Raw genomic sequence first — 24406 nt, forward strand, 5'->3', positions numbered from 1 at the left:
TTATCTCCCCATAGCTGCTTCGTCTGCAACGATATAAAGGTCATTGTGAAGCTGTAAGATCGAACCCGGAACCTCGGGAGTAATTACTCCGTTAAGGCACTTATTAAGGGCGTCCGCTTTGTCTGAACCGCTTACGATAAGTACGATCTTCTTGGCGGACATGATACTCTTAATTCCCATTGTGATAGCCTGTCTCGGAACCATAGACTCATCATCAAAAAGTCTTGAATTGGCTTCTATCGTACTTTGAGTCAGATTTACGAGATGAGTTCCCGTTGAGAAATGATCATCGGGCTCGTTAAATCCGATGTGACCGTTTCTTCCAAGACCGAGCACCTGAAGATCCGCTCCTCCGAATAAAGCGATAAGGTCGTCGTAATCCTTACACTCCATCTCGATGTCTCTGGCCATTCCGTTTGGAAGATGCACGTTTTCAGGTTTGATATCAACCTTGGAAAAGAGATTGTCATTCATGAAATAGTGATAGCTGTGCTCATCCTCTTTGGGAAGTCCGACATACTCATCAAGGTTAACCGTGCGCACCTTGGAAAAATCAAGATCGTTCTTGTTATACCACTCGACAAGCTGCTTATAAGTACCGATAGGTGATGAACCCGTTGCGAGTCCGAGAACGCTGTCAGGCTTTAAGATAACCTGCGCGGAAATAAGATTTGCTGCCCTTCTGCTGACAGCATCGTAGTTTTTCTCAACGTAAATCTGCATAACTATAACCCCTTTTTATTACTTTTTACCCAATAAAACTAACCTACTATGTGTATATAATAGCACCGGGGTAAAACAAAAGCCATACAACAACTTGTGCTTTGTTGTACGGCTTTGTTATTTTTGATTATTATTCTCAGCCCCAAACTTCTTCCGCGATCTCTTTTACCAATTTGAGTTTAGCCCACTGCTCTTCTTCTGTGAGTTTGTTGCCGATCTCGCAGGATGCGAAACCGCACTGAGGGCTTAAATACAGACGATCGAGCGGAATGTATTTAGCTGCCTCGTGGATCCTTGCGATCACTTTTTCCTTGTCTTCAAGGACGGGTGACTTTGTTGTGATAAGGCCGAGTACTACTTTCTTATCATCCGATACCTTGGAAAGAGGTGCGAAGCCGCCTGATCTCTCATCATCATACTCAAGGAAAAGAGCTGATACATTCTCTTTGGCAAATACGTGATCCGCTACGGTGTCGTAGGGGCCGCTTGTGAAATATGTTGAATGATAGTTACCTCTGCAGATATGTGATGTGATCACCATGTCGGCAGGCTTTCCTTCAAGTGCAAGGTTATTAACTTCAAGGAGCTGATCCTGTACTTCTTCAAGATCTATACCAAGTGATTTGTATCTGAGCTTAGCGGCATCTCCTACGATAGCTCCCCATGTGCAGTCATCGAACTGGAGATTTCTGCAGCCTGCATCGTAGAACTGCTTGATAACATCTCTGTATGCTGCGGCAACGTCCTGAATAAGCTCTTTGTTGTCGGGATAGAACTGTCTTGTTCTCTCAAAGTTTGCAGGTACGATCATCTGCTGGAAAGTCTGTGCAGGTGCAGGGATCGTGTACTTTGCTACTGTATTTTCATCTTCAAACTGCTTGAGGAATTTGAAATACTCAACGAAAGGATGTGCCTTAGCCTTGATCTTGCCTACAAGGTATGTGTCATCAAGAACAGCGAGCTCTCCGTTAAAGGGAACTCCGTTTCCTGTTGCCTTGTGCTCAACGCCTTCAAATCCCCACATGAAATCGAGGTGCCAGAAGGTTCTTCTGAACTCTCCGTCAGTGATTATGTGATATCCAAGCTCTTTCTGCTTGGCTACTACCTTGGTGATCTCATCATTTACTATCTTGTCGTACTCTTCCTGTGTAATCTTTCCTTCCTGAAAAGAAGCCTTGGCATCCTTAAGTGCCTGAGGTCTTAAAAAGCTTCCTACAAAGTCATAACGATATGGTGTCTGAATCTTACTCATCTATGTTGTCTCCTTCCAATAGTTGCCAGTTTAATGAGATGAGTATAAGCCTATCGCATCAGTAGGTATAATATAAAATATAATAGGCTATCCATAGATTTAATCTATGGATAGCCCGCTTAGATCAAATGCATCATAAATGCCAAATGTCTTTATTGTAATCGTTTATCGTTCTGTCCGATGAGAAGTAGCCTGCCTTGGCGATATTTGTAAGCATCATCTTCTTCCACTTATCGCGGTTCTCATAATCTGCAAAGATCTCATCCTTTTTCTTGATGTAGCTCTCAAGATCCAAAAGTGTCATGAACCAGTCTTTGTTTATAAGCTCTTTATAGAGTCTTTCAAGGTTCTCCTTGTGACCGACCGCAAGGCACTTCTTACTTACGATGAAATCCACAGCCTCTTTTATCACAGGACTCTTTTTATAATAGTCCTTGGATACATAATCGGCTTTCTTGTAATGCTCGATTACTTCATCAGCCTTAACTCCGAAGATGTAGATATTGTCATCTCCGACAAGCTCATGTATCTCAACATTGGCTCCGTCATCGGTTCCGAGTGTAACAGCACCGTTGAGCATGAACTTCATGTTACTTGTTCCGGAAGCCTCCTTGGAAGCAATGGAGATCTGCTCGGAAACATCACATGCAGGAATAAGCTTCTCAGCGTAAGTAACGTTGTAGTTCTCAACCATGATGACCTTCATGTACTTGTTTACATCGGGATCGTTATTTACGATCTCGGAAAGAACAAGAATAAGGTGGATGATGTCTTTAGCTATAACATAAGCAGGAGCAGCCTTAGCACCGAAAATAAATGTGATGGGACGTACAGGCTTCTTGCCGCCCTTGATCTCAAGGTACTTATGGATTATATAAAGAGCATTCATCTGCTGTCTCTTGTACTCATGAAGTCTCTTTACCTGGATATCAAAGATAGATTCGGGATCGACCTCGATATTCTCATGCTTCTTAAGGTACTGAGCAAGCTCTTTTTTCTTGCCCTTCTTTATGGAATCGAGCTCATCAAGGACTTCCTGTTCATCAATATGATCAAGGAGCTTTTCAAGCTTAAGTGCGTCCTTCTTGAAGCCGTCGCCGATAGTCTTTGAAAGGAAATCGGTAAGCGGATGGTTGCATGACATAAGCCATCTTCTGAAGGTGATACCGTTGGTCTTATTATTGAACTTCTCGGGATAGATCTTGTAGAAGTCGTTCAGCTCACTGTCCTTAAGGATATCCGTGTGAATAGCGGCAACACCGTTGATTGAGAAGCCATAGTGGATATCGATAAAGGCCATGTGCACCTTCTTATCCTTGTCTATGATATGAACCTTGGGGTTCTTGTGCTTAGCCTTAACTCTCTTATCAAGCTCTTTTATATACGGAACGAGCTGAGGAACAACCTTCTCCATATAAGCAAGAGGCCATGTCTCGAGTGCCTCGGCAAGAATTGTGTGGTTGGTGTAAGCGCAGGTCTTACTTACAACGCTTATCGCTTCGTCAATGTTAAACGCCTTATCCTCAACGAGAATCCTGATAAGCTCGGGGATGATCATTGTAGGATGCGTATCATTGATCTGAATAACCGCATGATTGTGAAGCTCATGAAGATCGTACTGGCGCTCCTTCTGCTCTCTTAGGATAAGCTGAGCAGCGTTGGAAACAAGGAAGTACTCCTGATATATTCTAAGTAAATTACCGGCCTCATCCGAATCATCGGGATAGAGGAAAAGAGTAAGATTCTTGTCTATCTTGGTCTTATCGAAATCGATGCCCTTTTTAACGAGGCTCTCATCAACAGACTCTATATCGAAAAGACGAAGCTTGTTAACACCGGTATCGTAGCCCGCGATGTTCATATTGTAGAGCCTTGATACGACCTTTTTCTTGCCAAAAGAAACTTCGAAGGTGGTATCCGTCTTCTCAAGCCAGCTCATATCCTCGATCCAGTCATTCTTTTCCGCATTCTGAAGGTGATCTTTAAATACCTGCTTGAAAAGTCCGTAGTGATAGCAAAGTCCGATTCCCTCTCCGGAAAGTCCGAGTGTAGCGATGGAATCAAGGAAGCATGCCGCAAGTCTTCCAAGTCCGCCGTTTCCAAGTGAAGGCTCGGGCTCGCACTCCTCTATCTGTGCAAGGGATTTGCCGTTCTTTTCAAGGATGGCATTAACCCTGTCGTATACTCTTAAATTTATAAGGTTGTTGGAAAGAAGCTTACCGATAAGGAACTCCATTGAAATGTAGTAAATCTTCTTCTCACCGTTACTAAGCTCAGTAACGTCCATAAGTCTCGTTGTCATCTCAAGAAGCACATAGTAAGTCTCCTTGTCTGTGCACTCTTTAAGTGTCTTTCCGAATAACTCCTCTGCAATTCCGTCAAGCTGCTCCTCAAGATTGAGAACCAATACGTCACGCTGCATGTTTGTGTGCTTGGACATTTTTTCTTCTCCTCTCTAAATCAGGTAAATTGATTTCGGAAAACGTTTTCCAAAACTCTATACCGGTACTTTACCATAGGAAAACGTTTTCTGCAAGTGCAACTTTATAAAATCAAGAATCATCTGAAATTCTTGAATAAATAACCTTTTAATAGATTATATCCTCGTATTTCATTCGCACAAGCTCATGAGAAGCCACTATTTTGCGGCCTTTCTCTCCGTTCATAAGTCCTGCCAACTCCTCAAGGGCAATCCCTGAAATATCCGCAAAGTCCTGCTTTACGGTATTCATCTGTTTTCCTACGTAGCCCATAAGCATGATGCCGTCAAAACCGCATACCGGCCTGAATATATCCATATCTATAAGTGCCTTCATAGCTCCTATAGCCATAAGGTCGGATGCGCATACGACTATGTCATTGTTCTTGGCAAATTTCATTGTTATCTCTCTGGCCGTAAGCTCGGAGAACTTGCCGTTTTTCACAGTAAGCTTAAGCTTCTTTTCATCGCAGAGCTTCTTGATTCCTTCAAGCCTCTCTCCGGTGACGTATCCGTACTCATCTCCGGAAATGTAGAGAACCTTCTTGCTCTTATTCTCTGTGATCGTCTTCTTGGCTATATCGTACTGAGCCTTAGCCTGATCAACGCTGACCGATGATGTCGTCTCATTTACCATGGGCGCATCAACAACAACTATCTTGAAATTACCGCTCTCAATGAGCTTATGAAGAACCTTATCCTTGGTAGTCATGCCGTAGATTATAAGTCCCTTTATTCCCTGTGAAACAAAGTAATTCGTAACTTCCGCAACGGTCATATCCTCTATCATGGACATGAAAACAGTGATAACATCCATCTGCAGTTCTTTTGCCTTGTGCACCGCACCTGAAATATACTGCATATTGATCTCATCTCTTGAATTGCTGCGCTGCCCGAGTCGTATAAGAAGCGCCACTCTGCCGGCTTTCTTGGAGGAAAGCGTCGCAGCTACGGTGTTGGGAACAAAACCGAGCCTGTCCACCACTTCATTAACTTTTTTCCTTGTAGCTTCACTTACATTCGGATAGTTGTTTAAAACCTTGGAGACCGTTGAAATAGCAACTCCCGCCTCCTTGGCCACATCTTTTATCGATACCATATATTTGCCTCTGTATTACATTATACTATGATATAGGCGTCACAATGCCCAAAAAGTTTTCATGCTTGCATGAATAAACTTTTGGGCATTAGTGACCCTAACAAATATGAGGAAAAAAGCTGTTTGCATTGCAAATCAGCGATTTCCGAATATTTGCAGAATTGCGAGAATGGCTTATGCCATGGAGCAATTCGTATATCATTCTAGATTTTCCCTAACTGCATGCGATAGTATTTCTCATACAAGCCGCCGTTCATCACAAGCTCTTTGTGGGTTCCGCGCTCCTCGATACCGTTGTTTCCAAGCACGATGATCTCATCGGCACCAAGTATCGTAGAAAGTCTGTGCGCAATCGTTATCGTCGTTCTTCCGACCGACAATTTTTCAAGACTATCCTGAATATATCTCTCGCTCTCGTTATCAAGCGCGCTCGTAGCCTCATCAAGGATAAGGATTGGGGGATTCTTAAGGAACACTCTTGCGATAGCGATCCTCTGCTTCTGTCCGCCCGAAAGCCTTGCTCCTCTCTCACCGACAAGCGTATCGAAGCCGTTTGGAAGAGAATCTATAAACTCCAAAAGATCTGCTTTCTGCGCAGCCTCTCTGATTTCTTCAAATGTGGCGTCGGGCTTGCCGTATGCGATATTATCCCTGACGGTCCCGTTAAAAAGATATACATCCTGCTGCACGATACCGATAAATGAGCGAAGCGACCTCTGCGTAACGTCGCGGATATCGATTCCGTCTATCTTGACGCTTCCTCCCGTAACATCGTAAAACCTCGGAAGAAGCGAGCAAAGCGTTGTCTTTCCACCGCCGGAAGGGCCGACAATCGCTACATTTCTGCCTTTATCAACATGAAGATCTATATGATCAAGAACGTTATCCTCTTCTCCATAGGCAAAAGAAACATTTTCATAGTCGATAACGCCTTCCACCTTCGTAAGCTCTTTTGCCCCCTCTTTATCAACTATTTCGGGCATTGTATCCATAACCTCGCAGAATCTTCCAAAGCCCGCAAGGCCCTTCTGAAGCTGCTCCGTAAACTCGACAAGTACGTTCACGGGATTGATGAAGATATTGATGTAGAGCGCATAGATAGCCATGTCCTCTACGCTCATCTGCCCTTTGGCGATAAACACGCCGCCTGCAACGATAACGGTCACAAACAGAAGCCCTTCAAAGAAATTATTTCCCGAATGGAAGAGAGCCATCTGCTTGTAATTGTCTTTCTTGGATTCAAGGAAAGCGAGGTTACTTTCGTCAAATTTCTTTTCCTCGATCTCCTCACCGGTAAAGGATTTCACGACCTTGATGCCGCCGAGCGTATCCTGAAGTGATGAATTGATGCCGGCAACCTTCTTCCTGTTGTCGGAGAACGTTGCTCTCATCTTTTTGTTGCGGCTAACGGAAAAAACAGCCATAACAAGCACTACAGCGACAAGACAAAGCGTCATCGGCACGTTTATTCGCATAAGCAAAATGATCGATCCGACTATTTTTATAAAAGAAATAAATATGTTCTCGGGGCCGTGGTGCGCAAGCTCGGAAATATCGAAAAGGTCCGAGACAAGCTTACTCATCATCTCGCCCGTATTGTGCGTATCATAGTAGGAAAAAGAAAATGCTTCAAAGCGCTCAAACAGCTCTTTTCGCATGCCCGATTCCATCTTTGCGCCCATCATATGGCCCCAGTAGGTAACATACCATCTGCAGAGGAATCTGATGAAATACAGGACCAACAAAACAAGTCCGATTATCCAGATTCTCTTTATTATGACCTGTGGTTCTTCCAAGAAAAGTGTTGCTCTGAGTATCCGTATAAACTGCGGGAAAACAAGGTCTATAACAGATAAGACCGTGGCGCAGAAAAGGTCGAACAAAAATACTCCTATATATGGTTTGTAATATGGTATAAATTTCTTGATAAGATCCATGTATGTCTCCGTTTTAAGTATTTACGCGGCGTGTCCCTCCGCGAGGTTCTTAAGCCAGCGCTCTTTTTTCAGCCAGAAATAGAATATCGTAACTTTGATGAAATCAACAAGCTTGATATAGATAAAAAGCTGAATAGGGCCGATGCTTGTGTATATTCCAAGGATAAGTATCATAGGGATCAATATAACTAGGGTTACAAGCGCATCCCCGTATGCCCCCATCTTGGTATCGCCTCCGGATCTTGCAACCGCCTGCTGTGCGTTGATATAAACCCAAACAGGCATGAAGAGTGCAAGTACAACTACCATTCTTTCGGTTATGCTGATCGCTTCCGGACTAAGTCTTCCGTAGACGACGGGAACAAGCGCTATCGTAAAGAAACCAAGAAGTGTCATAAGGCACCCAAACACGATAGATCCGGATAAGAGCCAATTCTTTTGATCACGCGCTTTTTCAAGATTTCCTTCTCCCAGCGTCTTACCTATTATAACGCTTGTTGCAGAATAAATTCCTCCGAATGCCACGAAAAAGAGATTTGCTATCGCAAAGCTCGCCGACATTCCGGATACGACTTCAGCGCCGCCTCTGCTGTTGAAGATTGCGGTATTTACCGTCTCGGAAAATACCCAAGTCATCTCGCAGAAAAGCATGAGCGCGCCCTTCTTTAGTATCTCACCAAAGAGCCTGAAGTCAACTTTAAAACCTTTTCCGAATTCAATCGCAAACTCTGGCTTAACCTTAATATATATGCCTAAAAAGATCAAAAATTCCACAATTCTTGCAATAACGGTCGCAACCGCAGCTCCTCTTACGCCAAGCGCGGGGAACCCGAAGTGTCCGTAAATAAGAATATAGTTAAATACAGTATTGGTCAGTGTCGCAATAACCGTGACAACAAGCGGAGCCTTAACTCTTCCCATATCTCGCAGTGAGCTTGCAATGCTGACAGACAGCGTCATAAGAGGTCCCATAAAGAACATTATGCGTATATATCTGACCGCCTCATCGAGGATAAGCGGCGCCTGGCTGTTTCCTATCAGCATAAGTGACAGCACCTGCCTTGGGAAAACACGGCAAACAAAGAAATAAGGTATAAACGCAGATAATCCCATGAATACCTTGAATACAAATGCCTGCTGCATTCCCGCCTTGTCTTTTGCCCCGAAAAACTGTGTTAAGAAGATTCCGCCTGCCATGGTTATTGTATTTACAAACACCATAAAAATAAACAGAATCTGGCCCGCGACGTTAACACCGGACATGGAGACATCTCCAAGCCCCGAGACCATAAAATTATCTATAAGCGATACCATGTTCTGAATAAGCGCCTGTAGCATGATCGGAATCGCTATCGCAAGTGCGCTTTTGTAAAAAGAAACATCACCGAATAAACTTTTTTTCTCTCTCATAACTTCTCCCATATTTTGCCTGAAATACTCTCTTTTCCATAACTAAAGTGTAAGTTTCTCTATTGTACTCTTTGTATGGGAAGAAATCCATTCAAAAAAGCATATATGCTTATCATTTTCTGTGAAATCCGGGCCGAGATTCATTTAAGAATCAGTAGGTTTTCCGGTATAAATGGAATAATGGAATTGACAGCGGCCAAAAATTCTACGTAATACCGTCAATCGGCATGTATATCTACCTTTGCCTCAAATATGCATGCTTAATTGTTACGACTATCGGATGTTTTCGGCTGTGAAGCAACAAAAAAAGCATGCATTAACTCTTTTTATCTTGTAATGCATGCTTTTTCATTTTTTTGACAGATTGAAATAACGTAAATTCTTCCAAAAATGACATGCATATTAGCTAAAAGTAGGTATATGCATGTACAAAACAATGATTTGACTCTAAATCAAAGCCAAGAGTGTCCTCTAATCAATCGGTTCTACATTATACAAACTTGCTGCCTTTGTGTCTCTTGATCTCGAAGCTTCCTCCGGATGAGATAGTCTCTTTGACAAAGGCATTCATGATATCACTGTAGCCACGCTTATCTTCCTTGCTGTATCCGGGCTGCAGAGATTCGAATTCGCCGTTTTCATAAGTAACCGCAAGTGCGTTACTCTCATTGGTCTTGATAATGATAAGAGTCTTGGCACCGCTGCTTACTACTGTATATTCATAATCCTCGGTATCAAGGAAGCTCTCTATATCTGTAACCGCTCCGGCAACGGCATCTGCCATCGTCATTCCGGAATCGTAAGGCTCTTCTTCCACAGGCTCTGTGAGCGCATCAACTTCCGCATTCAGGATATCATCAAGGCTCTGACCTGCGTTTTCTGCCATAGCAGCGTCGCTCTCAGCAGCCGCCATTGCAGCCATAAGGACATCCATCTCGGCTGCATCTGCAGTTGCTGCCTCAGGAGCAATTGCTTCCGGCGCTCCGGCCTCAGGTGCTGCCACATCAGGCATCTGTATTTCTGCAGCTCCGGCGTCAGGTGCAATCGCTTCTGCCGCCGTCTCCTGCGCAACAACGTCTCCTAGCGAAGGCTCCTCTAATGCAGGCTCTTCTATTGCGGGCTCTGCAAGAACAGGCTCCTCGATATCGGGAATTTCCATCGTTTCGGGTGTAGGCTCTGCAAGTGCCTCTGCCGCGATATCAGGCATCTCTGCGGGTGCTTCTGCTGCAATATCAGGCATTGCTTCCGTCGCCGGCTCTTCAGCTGCAATATCAGGCGCAGCTTCCGGTGTAGGCTCTTCAGCCGGCATTGCAGCTTCCGATGCAGCTACGAGCGCTTCAAGCTCAGCTGCCTGTTCTTCTGTTGTCAATGCAGATCCAAGTACTTCCAACTCAGATGCCTGCTCATCTGTTGCCGGTGCGGCGCCCAGATCAAACGCGTTGTCCGCCATAGCGGAAATATCAATATCGGGTGCAACCTCTGCAGGTGCTGCATCCGATGCAAGCTCGGGCATTGCCTGTGCAAGAGCTTCATTGGCTACATCACTTGCTCCCATTGCAGCAAGCATAGCATCTATATCTGTCGCGCCGCCGTCTGCGGGCGCTTCCGCAGGCATCTCTGCTGCGGCTTCCGATTCTGCTGTAGCTGCTGCCATCAGCGCATCAACATCTGAAGCCGTCTCGGCGTTTGCCATTGCGGCAAGCATCGCATCTACATCTACAGGCGCAGCCTCAGGTGCAGGTTCCTCTGCAGGAATTTCCGCTCCGGAAGCTTCACTTCCGCTTGCAGCCAACATAGCATCAATATCAACAGCTTCCGCTGCAGGTTCAGCCGCTGTTTCACCGGCCATAGCAGCCATTGCTGCCATTGCATCGGCTTCAGCTGTTTCAGCGGGGCTGGTGGGAATCTCAGCATCAGGTTCAGCTTCTGCTGCCGCTGTTTTAGCCTTTTCTTCGGCCAATATCTCTTCAAGATCCGGAATATCCGGCTCTGCAACTGTCTCCATTTCTGGTACTGCTTCGGGTGCAGCCTCAACAGCAGCTTCAGGCGCAACTTCCGGCACAGCTTCTTCTACTGCTTCCGGAGCAGGCGCAGCCGCTTTCTTACGGGTTCTCTTAGGCTTGGGGGCCTCTTCCGCAGGTGCTTCAGGCACAGTTTCTTCAACGGCTTCCGCCTCTGCGCTCGCAGCAGCTGCTGCGTTCTCCTCAGCTTTCATAGCCGCCAAAAGGTCGTCAACATTCGCAGTAGATAAATCCTGTCCGTTAAGAATATCCTGAGTACTCATGCCTTCCATATAAAGTCTCCTTTCGAACCGAAAACCCTTCAAATATATTTCCGTCGCCATACTATGACATAGGGCTCAAAAATCTCCAATATCATCATAGAATAGCAACATATTTTTCACTATAAACCGTCTACTAATATTATCTAATATTTCATACCGAATTAACAGTAAATTTTTTATGAATTCAGAAATATAAAAGGTTTGGACTTTGGGACTGTGCCCATAGTTCAAACCTCTTGTCCTTTATAAAATGATATAGATGTCACAATATCAGCTCTACAACAAAGTTTCCGTCTTCGACTTTGACCTCCATGTGGCCGTTGTACTTTTTTATAACTGTCTTTACATTATCAAGGCCGTGTCCGTGGAGTTCTTTATCTTCTTTGGTCGTTACAAGCTTACCATTCTCATATTTTAGTTCCTTATGGATCGGGTTCTTTTGCAGGATACACAAAACATCGTTGTATGGATAGCACACAAGTCTTATCTCATCGCCGCTTTCGCAGGCCTCGATCGCATTGTTCATAATATTGGAAAAGATAATACAAAGCTCATAATCATCCGCTTTATTTTCCTTAAGAAGTGCGACCTGATACGTGAATGTAATTCCTTTCTCCTCGCACATATCGGCACACCGTCCCAGTATTCCGTCAACAGCAACATTTCCGGAAATAATAGCCTTGCTGTATTTTTCCGAATCTTCGACAAGACCGCCGCAATACTTCTTAAGACCTTCCGTATCTCCGGCCTCTGCAAGGGAACTTAGCGCATAGATGTGTGCCTTAAAATCATGTCTGCATGATCTTAGCTTTTTCTCACTCTCCAAAATCGCATCAATCTGCTCTTTTTGCGAATTTAATGTATTTTTTTGGCATTCCGAAACAAATCTTTCATGCATTCGCGATTTTTCAAGATAAATCGAGTACATTACCAGAATATAGAAAATAAGGCTCATGATAATAACCGTGTTAACATACATTTCGGTTTCAACCAATTTTCTTTGCTTTATTACAGCCTCTTTTTCCCCAATAGCAATCCCGACCAAAACTGTGCAAATATTCAAAAGAATTATCTGCATAGCACTTAGTTCTATTCCGCGCGAATTTCTTCTGGTTCTAAATACAAGATATAAAAGTCCGCACGTCACAAACACTCCAAGAAATCTATTGAAATAGCTTTCTATTATACTTTCCTGAGAAATAGTATTAAAAGAATAAATCCAAATATTTATTATAGACGCTATAGTCGTAGGAACACCAAATACAGGAAAATAAAGCCCCAACCATTTAGAAGTTTTTCCTTTGAACAAAAAAGGAAGAACCAAACCGGAGCATAAGGTAATTGAATCTATATTAAAGAGTTCAGCGTATATTACAGATAATATTTTAAGTACAATACACACCCCGACAAGGACAACGACCGAAAACGTCGCATTTTTCTTATAACGAGCTCCAAATATCAATCTGTATATTATCAAATACATACATAGATCAAAGAAAACAAATAAACAATCCAATAAAAAAATTACCATCCCATACGTCCTTTAACTTTAGCAAGTACATAGTCATCATATTTATTCTTTACATCTTCAGAAAAACTTCTTCCAAGCGGAATAGCCTCTTCATTATCGATGCATATCTCATTGTATTTGATTCTTTGTACATGAGACAAGTTAACTATATACGACCTATGGATACGGACAAATCTATTTTCAAGCTTTTTTAAAAAAGATGTCACTCCCATTCTTTCCGAAGCAGTTTCTTTTCCGTTTGACAATTTGGCAACAAGATAGTTTCCGTCTGATTTTATATAAAGAATATCATCGTAGTTATAAACCTTATCACCAAAGGTAATACCTTCCTTACTGCTGTATTCCTTATATATATTCCTGATCCATTCGCACACAAGCTTTTTATCAAGCGGCTTATTCATAAAGCCGACTACCCTAAGTCCAAAAGCCTGTTGCATTGCTTCGGTGTGACTTGTTATAAAAATTATTTTTTCGACAGCGGAATTTTTTTGTAGACTGTTTTTTATCTCAATGCCTGTTTTCCCCGGCATCTCAACATCAAGAAACAGAATATTTATAGAAACATCCCCCGAAGATAGCTTTTTATCAAGCTCCTCCCCATTTTTACACAAGATAAAATTATACTGCGCCCCTGATACAGAAAAAAATTCATTCACACAATCTTGGATGAACTCTCTGATCCTCTCATCATCATCACAAATAGCTATTGTGAACATATTACTCTCTCCCCATTTATATTTTTCAATCCTCTTTGTCCATAATAGCACATCAGGAGCCGAAAAATCGACTCCTGATTACAAATCCCCCTTATAAAAAAACGCAATCATACATTTAAAAGCGCTTTGACAGCATCACAAACGCCTTCCCAATATGCACAAGAAATAAATATGCTTTGAATATATCCCATTCTTCAATCCTCCTTCCATCGTTTGCTTTATTGAAAGTAACTTATCTGGCATAAAAGCCAGGCTATTACCAATACAAGATTTAATCCCGCCAATACCTTTTCCGGCGGCTCCATATCCAAAATAAACCTTGAATTATTTTTTTTATCTTCCCGAAAAAGAATCCTGTAAATAAACATCAGAGAAAAGGCTGATAATATAACATAATTCGATATATAAAATCCTTCTATCAAACCTTCGTTTCTGTTGAATGCTGACAATAGTAACGCCACGATCAAAGCAAAAGTAAATGCCAGTCTCTGGACTGTAATGCCGTGTTTTATAGAATCCATTCATTCACCACACTTTCTATATTTTTGTCATTATCAAAGTAAGCTAAGCTGCAGTGATCGTAGTCAAATGCACTCCTTATAAAATCAATCTGTTTTTCTTTATCTTCTTTAGAAAAATCATCGAGCTTATTTATTATGCATTCTAACGGAGATTCGTAGCGTCTTTTAAGCGCCCTGTCCCATTCCTGGGTATAGACTGTTCTGTCCTTTAATAGCGTTGTGAAATAAGGCACATCACCTCTCATCAACTGCTGTATCTCATGCTTAAGCGAATACTCATCTATACTGCTGTCTGTAAAAACTAATTTTATATAATCCTGCGTAGTCTCTTTATCCTTTAAAAGCTCAGGTGAATTAAGCTTTTTTAGCATTTGAGAATAAAATTCGCGGTTTCTTAAACTTATTCTTATCTTGGTATTTTCATAATCTTTTAAAAGCTTATATATAGCAGGGAGGCTATCCATGATATTGTCATAGCCTTCATCAAACCCTTCTATAACATCATCAACATACTCCCATACGGGAACGCTTTCGCCGGACAACTTCGGTAAATGCGTATGTTTTCCTTTGTATTTTCTGACTTCCCATCGCTCTTTTGCCTTGGACGTGAACTCATCTGTTATATCACTCTCGGAACGAGCAACAAATATCACATCTCCCAAAGCGTTGTGCTCTATTATATCTTTGTTTTCCCTGCTGTAATGCATAGGAATGATCGCTGTCTTAAATACAGATCTATCAAAAAGCTTTTTCCCTTTGGTCATCTTTTTTGAAAAAAGATTCATCGAAGAAATCGTCTCTGCATCAACCATCACGGGATACTTCCCTACGGAGTATATCTTTTCCTCGCTGATGCCGACTGCATTCATCAAATACGCTGCAGCGAGCATATATCCTGCATTTTTGTAAAACTCTTTTATCTCGCTCTCTTTATCACAATTATCGTTATCAAGATGCTCAGCCCAGAAATACTTGTTTCCCTGAACCATATTCAAAATCTTGTAATCGTCATCGGCGCTTACAAGTCTTATAAGCTTACCGTAAAGTTCAAATATTCTTCCGCTCTCGGGTTTGTAAATAACATAGTCTTCATTGATCTTGCATCTGACCGTGCATTTCCCGCTGTTTCTTTTATCTCCTATGAATTCAACTTCCGAAAGAATGGTTTTTTCAGCTTCTTTTACAAGACCTTTTTTTACAAGTTTATTTATATCGGTCAGGTAATTCTTTATCACTCCCAAAAGATACGCATAGGCAAGATCCATGGTCCTATGGACTTTTTCATACCACAGCTTATACTTGGCAATGAATCTTTCGTAGTAGTACTTTTCAAAAAAGCGATCTATATACTGTTTATATTGTGAATCCGGGTTAAGATCCCAGAATTCCAAAACCCCCGATCTTTGCTCGTTTATATCCGTGATAAGAAGTGACTGGCTGATATCTCTTATTTCCCCCTTGAGATATTCCTTGAACTGTCTCTTTATCCTTCTGATATTAACGCACTCTCCGCCGGTCTCTTCGTAGCGGCTTGTCAGAACACATACATCCTTGTAAAAGTTTCTAAGCTTTTCCTTGGCCAAAGATTCATATATGGATTCAAACATATATTTTTCCTTGACCGTACTCTCATCCTTTTGCATTTCCCCCGTCCAATCCGTTTAATTAAGACCGGAGTATCACGACATACTCCGGCCCGCTTTTGGCATAACATTATGGATAAAAATAATAATCAGGTTATAGTAGTTTTGGTTTTATCCACTTATATCAATAATGATGTTAGAGACTTTGTTATTCATGCACATTTAATTGTTCATTGTGTTTTGACTTCCCCCATAATGTTATGGTAAGGCGTTAAATCCTTACACCCCAAGCTTAATGTGTCCGAAAACGTTTTTCAACAACAATGGGATGAACGACAAGTTTTTGTTATGAACGACAAGTTTTTTAACGTTAAACGTTAAATGCTATTTCCATTCCTAATCCATCACCTGCTTTATATTTGTATTTACAGCGCTTAAACATATGGCCGCGACCAAACAAACACAGCTCCATACTCCCACTCCAAAAGACATCATCGCCACATACATGAGTAATAAAATTATGGATATATCAAACAAAGCTATTTCATAAACATCTTCAATGCGCTCATAATTATGCTTTTTTCCACGTATTTTTTTCCAAAATTTACACATTGTAAATAGCCATAGGGCCAATAAAATAACATGAATGAAAACAATGATCAGATTTTCCATAATACTACAGTTCTCCTCACTTTCCTTTTTTTCGTCAATACTGATTTCTTTACCGGTTTTTCTGTTAACTATGAACCAATAAAAAATTAACGATTTTCTATAGCGTATCAATCATTTAAAAACAATTACAACACCAATGTGATGAACGACGGTCTTTTTGTTATGAACAACAAACTTTTTAACGTTAAACGTTAAACGTGATTTAAATCAACAAAAAACTCCGCGGAAAATTTCCGCGGAGTTTTAAAACGTTATCCAGAAATATAATTCAGGCTAAATAGTTATGCTTTTTCTTTATTCAATTTTTCTATACCTTCTTGAAACGGCGCGGTAATCATCATCATAGCACCTGTTAACGTAGCTACACCCACATAAATTCTTCTGTGATCAGGCCAAAGCATCCATAAAGCCGTAATGATAAAGATAGATCCGAGCACTAATTGATATATCTTCATAATTCCTTTTTGGCCTTTTTTCAATCTGATCATAAAAAAGTAAATATCTAATGCAAAAACAAGGACAAAGTCGATGAAAAGGAGCAATTCGCCCATTGGCCTCTTGGCAAAAAAAGCCAAAAACATATTATAAGCCCCCAAAATACAACCAAAAACTTTGATTACTTTATTTTCCCATATAAAATTAAATACCTTCCATTTTGATAGTGCCCATATTATCCAGGCACATCCAGTCACAAATAGTAAATTATTCATTCTCACGCTCCATAATATTCTATTTTATTTAGCGTACCAGCCCTTGCAGAGCAATTACAACATCAATGTGATGAACGACGTTTTTTTTGTTATGAACAACAGGTTTTCTTAACATTTGTAATAAAAAAAAGGCTCTGAGGACTTATTCCTCAGAGCTCTCCACTTAACTCAATCCGTAATTCAATTTACCGGTAATCTCACACAGCCTCAGCGATAACAAGGTGTCTGGGAAGTCCGCCTGAAATGATCGGCATCATCTCGCCGAAGATAAGAGGACGGGCATACTTGTCAAACTGCTCTGTAAGGCCGCATCCGTCGGGTGTTATCCACTCATCGGGGATCATCTTCTCGCAGTTGGCGATAGAGTGTATGTCGTAGGTTCCGTAAGTGCAGATGTAAGGGCAATCACTGCTCCACTCTTCCTTACCGAAGTCTTGATACATAGCTCTCTTCATGATGATCATCTTGCCGGTCTCACCCGCAACGGCAGCATTAAGAGCTTCATAGCCGCACTGATAAGCCTCTCTTACGTCTGTAAGTGATGCCATGTGAGAAGCTGCTCTCTGAAGAGTGCTGAGCTCAACGGTTCTTGTACGTAAGCCAAGCTCTGCACTTAATTTGTCGGCAAGTACCTTACAAGCTGCGCTCATCTGCTTATGACCGAATGTATCCGTTGCAACTTTGCCTCCGAGCTCGCACACATATGTGCCGTCGGCAAGTTTGATTCCCTCTGAAATTACAATAAGTACGGGCTTACCTTTGGAAGAGAGTTCCTTCATCTGCTCCATGAACTTGTCCATGTCAAAAGGTCTCTCCGGAAGAAAGATTGCATCGGGTCCCGAGCAATCATCAGATTTGGATAAAGATGCCGCTGCCGCAAGCCATCCCGCATTTCTTCCCATGATCTCTACGATAACGGTCGCAGGATTTCTTTTGTCAGCTGCCTGATTGTCGCGGATCAGCTCTTTTACGCTGGTCGCTATATATTTGGCTGCAGAACCAAAACCGGGGCAATGATCGGTGATAGGAAGATCATTGTCTATTGTCTTGGGTATGCCGATAAAACGCTGGGATTTACCCTTTTCTTTTGCATAATCCGACAACTGCATGATTGTATCCATTGAATCGTTGCCACCGATATAGAAAACCATATCGATATTGTTCTTCTCAAGAACGTCGAAGATCTTGATGTAGTCAGCTTCATTCTTACTTGCTACAGGAAGCTTGTATCTGCATGTTCCGAGCACCGCTGCAGGCGTTCTCTTAAGCAGTTCCACATTGGTCGTATCCGACAAATAATTGTCCAGATCGACGATGTGTCCGTTAATAAGACCTTCAATACCATGGAGCATACCGAATACCTTTGGTGCTCCGAGTTCCTTGGCGCGTACATAAGCGCCGGCCACAGACGCATTGATAGCGGCCGTAGGCCCACCTGACTGTCCGATTATGACGTTATTCATGAGTCCCTCCCAACTTAACTAAATTTTTGTGTAGTTTCTTTTTATATATCACGGATCTGACCCGCAATTTTCACACAACTAAGATAATAATGCCTTACACCCAAGTAAATAACAAGTCTTGACTTTTCCGGCGTTTTTTCTCCTGTCTAAAAAGTTTATAGATTTTTATTATTTATTTATTTGATTTGGGTACAAAAACGACCTTATCATTAATCTAGGATAAGAAAAAAGTTTGTAAATGGGGATCGTAACTACAGTCAGCTAACATCATAGTCAGGCACAAATAGGTGTAAGCTATGAAAAAGACATTACGAATAATCCTTGCTCTTTTTATTATCACATGTTCTGTTTTTGCTTTTGAGGGAAGCGCATACGCAAGATCATCTAATCCACCCGATCTTTATGACATCATAATGCTTCAAAAGATCAATTCGTTCAGGGAAGAGAACGGTTTGTCCGCTCTTGAATTAAACGACGATCTTTTTGACGTAGCCGATGTGCGCCTTTATGAGCTCCCAGTCAATTTTGACCACACAAGACCTAACGGAGAGAGCTACAAGACCGTATACAACGAGCTTGGACTTAATAACAAATATGAGCGCGGAAGCGAAAATATAGCCAAAATTCTCGATGATTGGGATTTCCAAAACGACAGCGGCGACGAATACGTTGAATATATCTTTGAAGCATACGTAAACAGTGACAGCCACCGTGAGAACATGCTAAAGCCTTACTGGAAATACTACGGCGGAGGATTCCTCACCAATTACAACGGCAATTGCTATCAGATACAGGTATTTGCGAAGTAAGATCATCCTATGCATCGGCAAGCCTTAGTCTTTCGATCACCGTTTCCCGCATTGCCCTCTTATAAACAATATACGGGATAAGTAGCATTACAACGATCAGAAACGGCAAAATAACGCAAATAGGAAACAGCGTGAATCTGTATGTAAAGAACCACATTTCTCCTTCGATCGGCTTTATAAAAAGTATTGAAATAATGCTGCTGAAAAGTGCTCCGAATACCAGCGCCAAGCCTCCGTATATAATGCCTTCCAGGCAAATACTCTTTCTCTGAAGGCTCTTTGTCATTCCCACTGCTTCAAGCATTGCAAGCTCAAGCCTTCTTGAGATAACCGATGTCACAATGGTGTTTGTAAAGTTCAAAATTCCTATAAGAGCAAGTATGATCGTCAAAAGACCTCCTACAGCCTTGAACATATTGGTGACCTGATAAAACATCTTTTTATAAACCGCTCTTGAAGAATACGTAAGTGACGGCTCAACTTTTGTTGTATAGTCATCCATCCATTTTTCCAATGAAGGCTCCGCTTCATCCGTAGTATCTATAAGAGTTCTCATAGGCATCCTGTCTCCAAAGAAATCCAGGAATTCCTCCGAAGGAAGCACGTAAGCCACATCCATATCCGTATACGCCTGTATCCTAACGGCATAAGGAATGTCCATCGTTGCCATTACCTCGTATTCTCTGATCTCTCCATCGTCATTATTTACGGCAACCGTTTCTCCCGGCAGGAAATACGGGAAAGGATCGTCTCCTGATTCGTTGCCGTAAGAATACTCATTTACCAAAATATATTTTCCGGTTTTAAACTTTTCGGCGTCGTACGTGCCATGCAGGATATTCAACGTACTGATGGGATATTCATCCATTCCGTATATTCGCGCAATAGTATTGTTTTCATCAAAAGCTTCACCCGCTTCGGCAGTGGATGCCATGTACATATCACGCATCGGGGTTTTGACGTTTTCGTTATCGAGCAGACGTTCCTTAAATCTTGCGAAGTCTCTTTCATTAAGCTTCTGCATAGAATACTCCTGCGCATAGACATTTCCGATGTTAAGTATTCCATCCTGTTTTTTTATCTTGTCCAAAAAAGCTTCGGTAACCCCATCGTAGCAATTCACCGAAACGGCAAGGCTATCCGTTGAATAATCCGCAACGGAAAAATCGGTTGCCACAAAAGAAGCGACGAATTTATTCTCATCAAAACCAACAAGCATGGTATATACGATGGTTAACACCGTCAAAGAAAGTGACAACGAAAGTACCACAAAAAAGCATCTTTTCTTTTCCCTGAGGACATTTCTTAAAGCAAATTCAAAGACGTTAAATGATGATGCTTTTTTCTTTCTTTTTTTGCCTTTACCGCTTCTATCTTTCTCCGTAAATCTGACCGCCTCTATCGGGGTTACTCTTGATGCTGTCTTTGCTGCTTTTCCTACAGATATCCTCACGGTAATATATGAAAAAAGCGCAGAGAACAAAAGTATCCATATATTTACGCTGGCACGAGAGTCAGTAGTTTCGGAAAAAGCCAGAATCTTCATAATCAGCGGAAGCAGCAAGCTTCCGAATGCAAGGCCTCCTATGAGACCTGCTGTTATTCCGGGTATTGAATGAAAGATTGCCTGCCATTTTATTATCTTCTTAAGCTGTTTACTGCTTGTACCCACAGTTTTTAACAGCCCGTATGAGCGAATGTCCGTGTAAACATTGATACGATAAATATTGCTTATAATAAGATATCCCGACAAAAAAATGGTCAGAAGCAATATAGTCGTAAAGATAACGGTGGAAGGATCCATATTCGAACCCATATATCCCCAATTCACACCGGTTTCCACATTCGAAGGAAGCCCGTCTCTTTCAACAGCTTTATCAAGCTGATATTGAAAAGCCAGAGGGAAAAAGAAATCAACCTCCGCGTCAATTCTTCCAAAAGACGCCCTCGTTCCCTCATGAACCTCTTCATCATAGTAAGAGGTTGTCGGCGTGGGAGCATATTTTTTCTGAAACTCTTCGGATACCAAAACCGATTGTGCCAGCGAGGCGCGGTCGCCCGTATGGATTCCGACTATCACAAATTCATGATCAAAAACGCTGTCTTTCCCTTCAATCTTTATGGAGACCGTCTTTCCCAAAAGCTCCTCGTAGTCCTCTTTTGATGTAATGTTCATTCCCAAAGCCTGCAAAACCAAGCTGCTTGCCGAAATCTCATTTTCTTTTTCCGGAAGGCGTCCTACTTCGGGATAGCAGAAACTATTTTGGGCGCAAGGAGCATCTAAAAAAACTATCTCGGTGTATAGCTTATTAAGCTCATCGTTTACAGCAGTTCCGATATGTATCATCTTGGATACGCTTTTTAACTTATCGTCGGAAGCAAGGCGATCGTATTCAGCTTCGGTCAGATACTTTACTCCGGCGACACTCTTGGAACCTACCTGTCTTGAGGCCTGCTCCTGAAATTTACTTATTATGCTTCCTCCAATCGTAAAAAGCGTTGCAAACATAAGAGTGCAAAGTGCGATCGAAACGATCACTACAAGACTTTTCCTGAAATTAGCTTTTACCGATTTATAAGCAAGCTTACGTATTACTTTTCCATTGCCTACAGCAGGACCTTTTGCTCTTTTATCTTTTAACATGCCTGTACCTCTTTAGTCACAACGAGACCGTCTTCAATCCTGATGATCCTATCCGCCATCTGCGCAATTTCTTCATTATGTGTGATAACAATGATCGTCTGGGAAAAGCGCTCTCCCATTACCTTTAAAAGACCCATAACGTCCTGACTTGTCTTGGAATCAAGATTGCCGGTGGGTTCATCCGCCAATATTATCTGCGGCGCTGCAGCAAGCGCTCTTGCAATTGCAACTCGCTGCTGTTGACCGCCGGAAAGCTCGTTCGGATAAGCGTTTATTTTGCCTGATAATCCAAGAGTATCGATTATCCTATCAACAAATTCTTTATCTGGCTTATTTCCGTCAAGTTCTATGGGAAGCACTATGTTTTCATAAACCGAAAGGATCGGTACCAGGTTAAAAGATTGGAAAACAAAGCCGATCTTTCTGCGCCTGAATATGGTAAGTTCCTCATCCTCTAAAGTAAAAATATCTTTTCCGTCGATAGAGACCGTTCCGGATGTAGGGCGATCAAGTCCACCCAGCATATGTAAAAGTGTGGATTTGCCGCTTCCCGACGTTCCTACTATCGCAATGAATTCACCTTTTTCAGCGGAAAGATCAACGCCCTTTAGAGCCTCAACCGCCGTGTCCCCTTTTCCGTATGTCTTCTTTAAGTCGGTTACATGTAATATTTCCATTTTTCCTCCAAAAAAATCATCTGCATAAAGTGTTCATACCTTTACACAGATGATTATCCCATACAAATCTTTCAGGATTCTTTCGCAGAGCGAAGTGAATTCTTACAGTTTTGACATATTTTATTATCTTGGTAAAAAGACAGAGAAGACAGTACCTACGCCTTCCTTGGAACCAACCTTGATATAACCGCCTTCTCCCGAAAGAATCTGCCTTGCAAGATGAAGTCCGATTCCCACTCCTTCTTTTTGTTTTACTGCCTTTCCGCGGTAGAAACGCGTAAATATTTTGGAGTACTCCTCCTCGGGAATTCCTATTCCGGTATCCTCTATATCTACTCGCACGAACATTTCATAATCTACAGCGCTTATTTTAACGCTTCCCTTCTCGGTATACTTGATCGCATTATCAACGATGTTCGCGACTGCTTCCCGTGTCCATTTTTCATCGATAACGGCTACTGAATCCGTTTTTGCAAGTTCAAGTAACAGGCCCTTAGCTTCGGCTTTTTCCATAAACTCCCTGACTACGTTTTGCAGCAAAGGATATAATGCTGTCTCTTTCGGTTCAAGCGAAAGAATTCCGTTTTCCAGCCTTGACAGCTTTACCAGACTGTCTATCAGAAACCTTAATTTCTCGGCCTGTTCATGAATTGCTTCCGCATTGGATCTTTCCACATCGGAAAGCTCACTGTTTTCCAAAAGCTCGCTGTATAACAAAAGATTTGCGATCGGGGTTTTGGTCTGATGTGAAATATCGGATATCAGCGATCTGATCTTATCTCGTTCACCTCGGATATTATTTGCGGAGAGAGCAGACGAACTCAAAAAATCGGAAAGCTCGGATTCTAATTTGGAAAGTCTTCCCTCGTCAAAAGAATCAGCGGAAAACTCACCGCGGACCGCTGAATGAAGCATCTTTTCAATTGAATCAAGAATTCTTTTTGTACGAAGCTTATCCGTTATAACAATGATAAATGCGATTATGATCAAAAGAATTCCAAATGCAAATATAAGCTTATCCATTCTCTTTTACCCAGCTGTAGCCTATTCCGTAGATTGTCTTTATCTTTTCTTGAGCGGAGAGCTTGTCTCTAAGTCTTTTAACAGTTACGGAAAGTGCATTCTCATCAACATATTCCGCCCCGTCGGTCCAAAGCCTGTCTATAAGAGCTTCTCTTTTTACGGTTATTCCCGCGTTGTCTGTCAGTATTCTGAGAAGCTTTTGCTCGGTCTTGGACAATTCGATCTGATGCTCATATGCAGTGAAGATCATATTGTTATAATCAAACTCAAAAGTTTCATCAACATATTTCCCCGTATTGTTATCGGGCTTTATCTTTCGAAGCTGCGTATTAACCCTTGCTCTAAGCACCGCAAGTGAAAAGGGCTTTGTTATATAGTCGTCGGCGCCCTGTTCCAATCCGGCAACAATATCTTTGTCGGTATCATTTGCGGTCAGCAGGATAACCGGAATCTGCGGACTCTTTTCCTTGATCTCTTTTAGCAGATCTATTCCGTTTCCATCCGGAAGATTTATATCAAGAAGAATCAAAGAAACCATGCCAAGGAGCAGTTGCTCTTTGGCTTCCGTTATGCTCTCGCACGATACGATCTGTCGGTCATTATCTTTTAGTGCCTGGCACAAGCCGTTATTAAGCGTCATATCGTCTTCAACAATAAGAATCTGTTCCAAATAATCATCTCCTCTATCGTTTATAAAGCGTGTTTTTTATTATACATGATATCAAGCGCAGTATAAATGTCATCCACCAACTTGCTAACAAGCACGCAAATTCATTTGAAAGTCTTTTCTGCGTGTAGTTTTATAAAAGAAGAAAAATAAAAAGCCATAAGAGTGAATATTTCGCTCTTATGGCTTGATATGATCTATATTAT

19 protein-coding genes are annotated in these 24406 nt (G+C 41.8%); 1 reads left to right on the plus strand and 18 read right to left on the minus strand.

The annotated features are described in order from the left end of the window. The 14 genes from nagB to D6853_RS00610 form a co-directional block, all read right to left on the minus strand. Positions 1–723 (minus strand): glucosamine-6-phosphate deaminase, encoded by a 723-nt coding sequence (nagB, locus tag D6853_RS00545; RefSeq protein ID WP_092246709.1) that lies wholly within the window; start codon positions 721–723, stop codon positions 1–3. 136 nt (positions 724–859) lie between these two features. Further along, entirely contained in the window at positions 860–1975 is a 1116-nt protein-coding gene (locus D6853_RS00550; protein ID WP_120655869.1) for a 5-methyltetrahydropteroyltriglutamate--homocysteine S-methyltransferase, read from the minus strand. A gap of 133 nt (positions 1976–2108) precedes the next feature. Continuing rightward, positions 2109–4415 (minus strand): glycogen/starch/alpha-glucan phosphorylase, encoded by a 2307-nt coding sequence (locus tag D6853_RS00555; RefSeq protein WP_199712986.1) that lies wholly within the window; start codon positions 4413–4415, stop codon positions 2109–2111. 148 nt (positions 4416–4563) lie between these two features. Next, on the minus strand, positions 4564–5553 hold the full coding sequence (locus tag D6853_RS00560) for a LacI family DNA-binding transcriptional regulator (protein WP_120655870.1): 990 nt from the start codon (positions 5551–5553) through the stop codon (positions 4564–4566). Between the two features lie 203 nt (positions 5554–5756). Beyond that, positions 5757–7490: an ABC transporter ATP-binding protein gene (locus D6853_RS00565; RefSeq protein ID WP_120655871.1), complete on the minus strand. Its 1734-nt coding sequence runs from the start codon at positions 7488–7490 to the stop codon at positions 5757–5759. A gap of 21 nt (positions 7491–7511) precedes the next feature. Then, positions 7512–8900, minus strand: coding sequence for an MATE family efflux transporter (locus tag D6853_RS00570; RefSeq protein ID WP_199712988.1), 1389 nt, complete (start codon positions 8898–8900; stop codon positions 7512–7514). A 490-nt stretch (positions 8901–9390) separates the two neighbouring features. Beyond that, positions 9391–11193 carry a hypothetical protein gene (locus D6853_RS00575; protein ID WP_120655873.1) on the minus strand — a complete coding sequence of 601 codons (1803 nt, stop codon included), beginning with the start codon at positions 11191–11193 and terminating at the stop codon, positions 9391–9393. A 253-nt stretch (positions 11194–11446) separates the two neighbouring features. Further along, the gene (locus D6853_RS00580) at positions 11447–12331 is read right to left on the minus strand and encodes a sensor histidine kinase (protein ID WP_158588624.1); all 885 of its coding nucleotides are present in this window, start codon (positions 12329–12331) and stop codon (positions 11447–11449) included. 377 nt (positions 12332–12708) lie between these two features. Next, positions 12709–13431 carry a LytR/AlgR family response regulator transcription factor gene (locus D6853_RS00585; RefSeq protein ID WP_120655875.1) on the minus strand — a complete coding sequence of 241 codons (723 nt, stop codon included), beginning with the start codon at positions 13429–13431 and terminating at the stop codon, positions 12709–12711. A 218-nt stretch (positions 13432–13649) separates the two neighbouring features. Continuing rightward, entirely contained in the window at positions 13650–13952 is a 303-nt protein-coding gene (locus D6853_RS00590; protein WP_120655876.1) for a hypothetical protein, read from the minus strand. Next, on the minus strand, positions 13940–15595 hold the full coding sequence (locus D6853_RS00595) for a DUF4135 domain-containing protein (protein ID WP_120655877.1): 1656 nt from the start codon (positions 15593–15595) through the stop codon (positions 13940–13942). Before D6853_RS00595 ends, D6853_RS00590 begins: the two co-directional genes overlap by 13 nt. Positions 15596–15931: 336 nt before the next feature. Then, complete coding sequence (locus tag D6853_RS00600) at positions 15932–16207, minus strand: hypothetical protein (RefSeq protein ID WP_120655878.1); 276 nt, start codon at positions 16205–16207, stop codon at positions 15932–15934. Positions 16208–16488: 281 nt separating this feature from the next. Continuing rightward, the gene (locus D6853_RS00605; protein WP_120655879.1) at positions 16489–16917 is read right to left on the minus strand and encodes a hypothetical protein; all 429 of its coding nucleotides are present in this window, start codon (positions 16915–16917) and stop codon (positions 16489–16491) included. Positions 16918–17114: 197 nt separating this feature from the next. Further along, the gene (locus tag D6853_RS00610; RefSeq protein ID WP_120655880.1) at positions 17115–18380 is read right to left on the minus strand and encodes a 6-phosphofructokinase; all 1266 of its coding nucleotides are present in this window, start codon (positions 18378–18380) and stop codon (positions 17115–17117) included. 296 nt (positions 18381–18676) lie between these two features. On the opposite strand from D6853_RS00610, the gene D6853_RS00615 reads away from it, so the two are divergent. After that, positions 18677–19189: a CAP domain-containing protein gene (locus D6853_RS00615; protein ID WP_120655881.1), complete on the plus strand. Its 513-nt coding sequence runs from the start codon at positions 18677–18679 to the stop codon at positions 19187–19189. Positions 19190–19196: 7 nt separating this feature from the next. On the opposite strand, the gene D6853_RS00620 is transcribed toward D6853_RS00615, so the two are convergent. From D6853_RS00620 to D6853_RS00635, 4 genes are all read right to left on the minus strand, one after another. Then, positions 19197–21833, minus strand: coding sequence for an ABC transporter permease (locus tag D6853_RS00620; RefSeq protein WP_120655882.1), 2637 nt, complete (start codon positions 21831–21833; stop codon positions 19197–19199). Beyond that, a complete protein-coding gene (locus D6853_RS00625) occupies positions 21827–22510 on the minus strand; it encodes an ABC transporter ATP-binding protein (RefSeq protein WP_120655883.1) in 684 nt (227 codons plus the stop codon). Before D6853_RS00625 ends, D6853_RS00620 begins: the two co-directional genes overlap by 7 nt. Positions 22511–22633: 123 nt before the next feature. After that, complete coding sequence (locus D6853_RS00630; protein WP_120655884.1) at positions 22634–23533, minus strand: sensor histidine kinase; 900 nt, start codon at positions 23531–23533, stop codon at positions 22634–22636. Then, entirely contained in the window at positions 23526–24203 is a 678-nt protein-coding gene (locus D6853_RS00635; protein ID WP_120655885.1) for a response regulator transcription factor, read from the minus strand. The genes D6853_RS00630 and D6853_RS00635 overlap by 8 nt, the downstream gene beginning before the upstream one ends. Between the last annotated feature and the right edge of the window lie 203 nt (positions 24204–24406).

Origin of the sequence: Butyrivibrio sp. X503 (assembly GCF_003625475.1) — a bacterium.
In the GTDB taxonomy this organism is placed as follows: Bacteria; Bacillota; Clostridia; order Lachnospirales; family Lachnospiraceae; genus Butyrivibrio.

Bases quoted from the DNA above. Each gene is read 5' to 3' on its own strand.
- D6853_RS00630 (WP_120655884.1), bottom strand. From the start codon at position 23,533: ATGGATAAGCTTATATTTGCATTTGGAATTCTTTTGATCATAATCGCA.
- D6853_RS00600 (WP_120655878.1), bottom strand. From the start codon at position 16,207: ATGGAAAATCTGATCATTGTTTTCATTCATGTTATTTTATTGGCCCTA.
- D6853_RS00570 (WP_199712988.1), bottom strand. From the start codon at position 8,900: ATGAGAGAGAAAAAAAGTTTATTCGGTGATGTTTCTTTTTACAAAAGC.
- D6853_RS00575 (WP_120655873.1), bottom strand. From the start codon at position 11,193: ATGGAAGGCATGAGTACTCAGGATATTCTTAACGGACAGGATTTATCT.
- D6853_RS00590 (WP_120655876.1), bottom strand. From the start codon at position 13,952: ATGGATTCTATAAAACACGGCATTACAGTCCAGAGACTGGCATTTACT.
- D6853_RS00615 (WP_120655881.1), top strand. From the start codon at position 18,677: ATGAAAAAGACATTACGAATAATCCTTGCTCTTTTTATTATCACATGT.
- D6853_RS00550 (WP_120655869.1), bottom strand. From the start codon at position 1,975: ATGAGTAAGATTCAGACACCATATCGTTATGACTTTGTAGGAAGCTTT.
- D6853_RS00555 (WP_199712986.1), bottom strand. From the start codon at position 4,415: ATGTCCAAGCACACAAACATGCAGCGTGACGTATTGGTTCTCAATCTT.
- D6853_RS00565 (WP_120655871.1), bottom strand. From the start codon at position 7,490: ATGGATCTTATCAAGAAATTTATACCATATTACAAACCATATATAGGA.
- D6853_RS00610 (WP_120655880.1), bottom strand. From the start codon at position 18,380: ATGAATAACGTCATAATCGGACAGTCAGGTGGGCCTACGGCCGCTATC.
- D6853_RS00625 (WP_120655883.1), bottom strand. From the start codon at position 22,510: ATGGAAATATTACATGTAACCGACTTAAAGAAGACATACGGAAAAGGG.
- D6853_RS00560 (WP_120655870.1), bottom strand. From the start codon at position 5,553: ATGGTATCGATAAAAGATGTGGCCAAGGAGGCGGGAGTTGCTATTTCA.
- D6853_RS00605 (WP_120655879.1), bottom strand. From the start codon at position 16,917: ATGAATAATTTACTATTTGTGACTGGATGTGCCTGGATAATATGGGCA.
- D6853_RS00620 (WP_120655882.1), bottom strand. From the start codon at position 21,833: ATGTTAAAAGATAAAAGAGCAAAAGGTCCTGCTGTAGGCAATGGAAAA.
- D6853_RS00595 (WP_120655877.1), bottom strand. From the start codon at position 15,595: ATGCAAAAGGATGAGAGTACGGTCAAGGAAAAATATATGTTTGAATCC.
- D6853_RS00585 (WP_120655875.1), bottom strand. From the start codon at position 13,431: ATGTTCACAATAGCTATTTGTGATGATGATGAGAGGATCAGAGAGTTC.
- nagB (WP_092246709.1), bottom strand. From the start codon at position 723: ATGCAGATTTACGTTGAGAAAAACTACGATGCTGTCAGCAGAAGGGCA.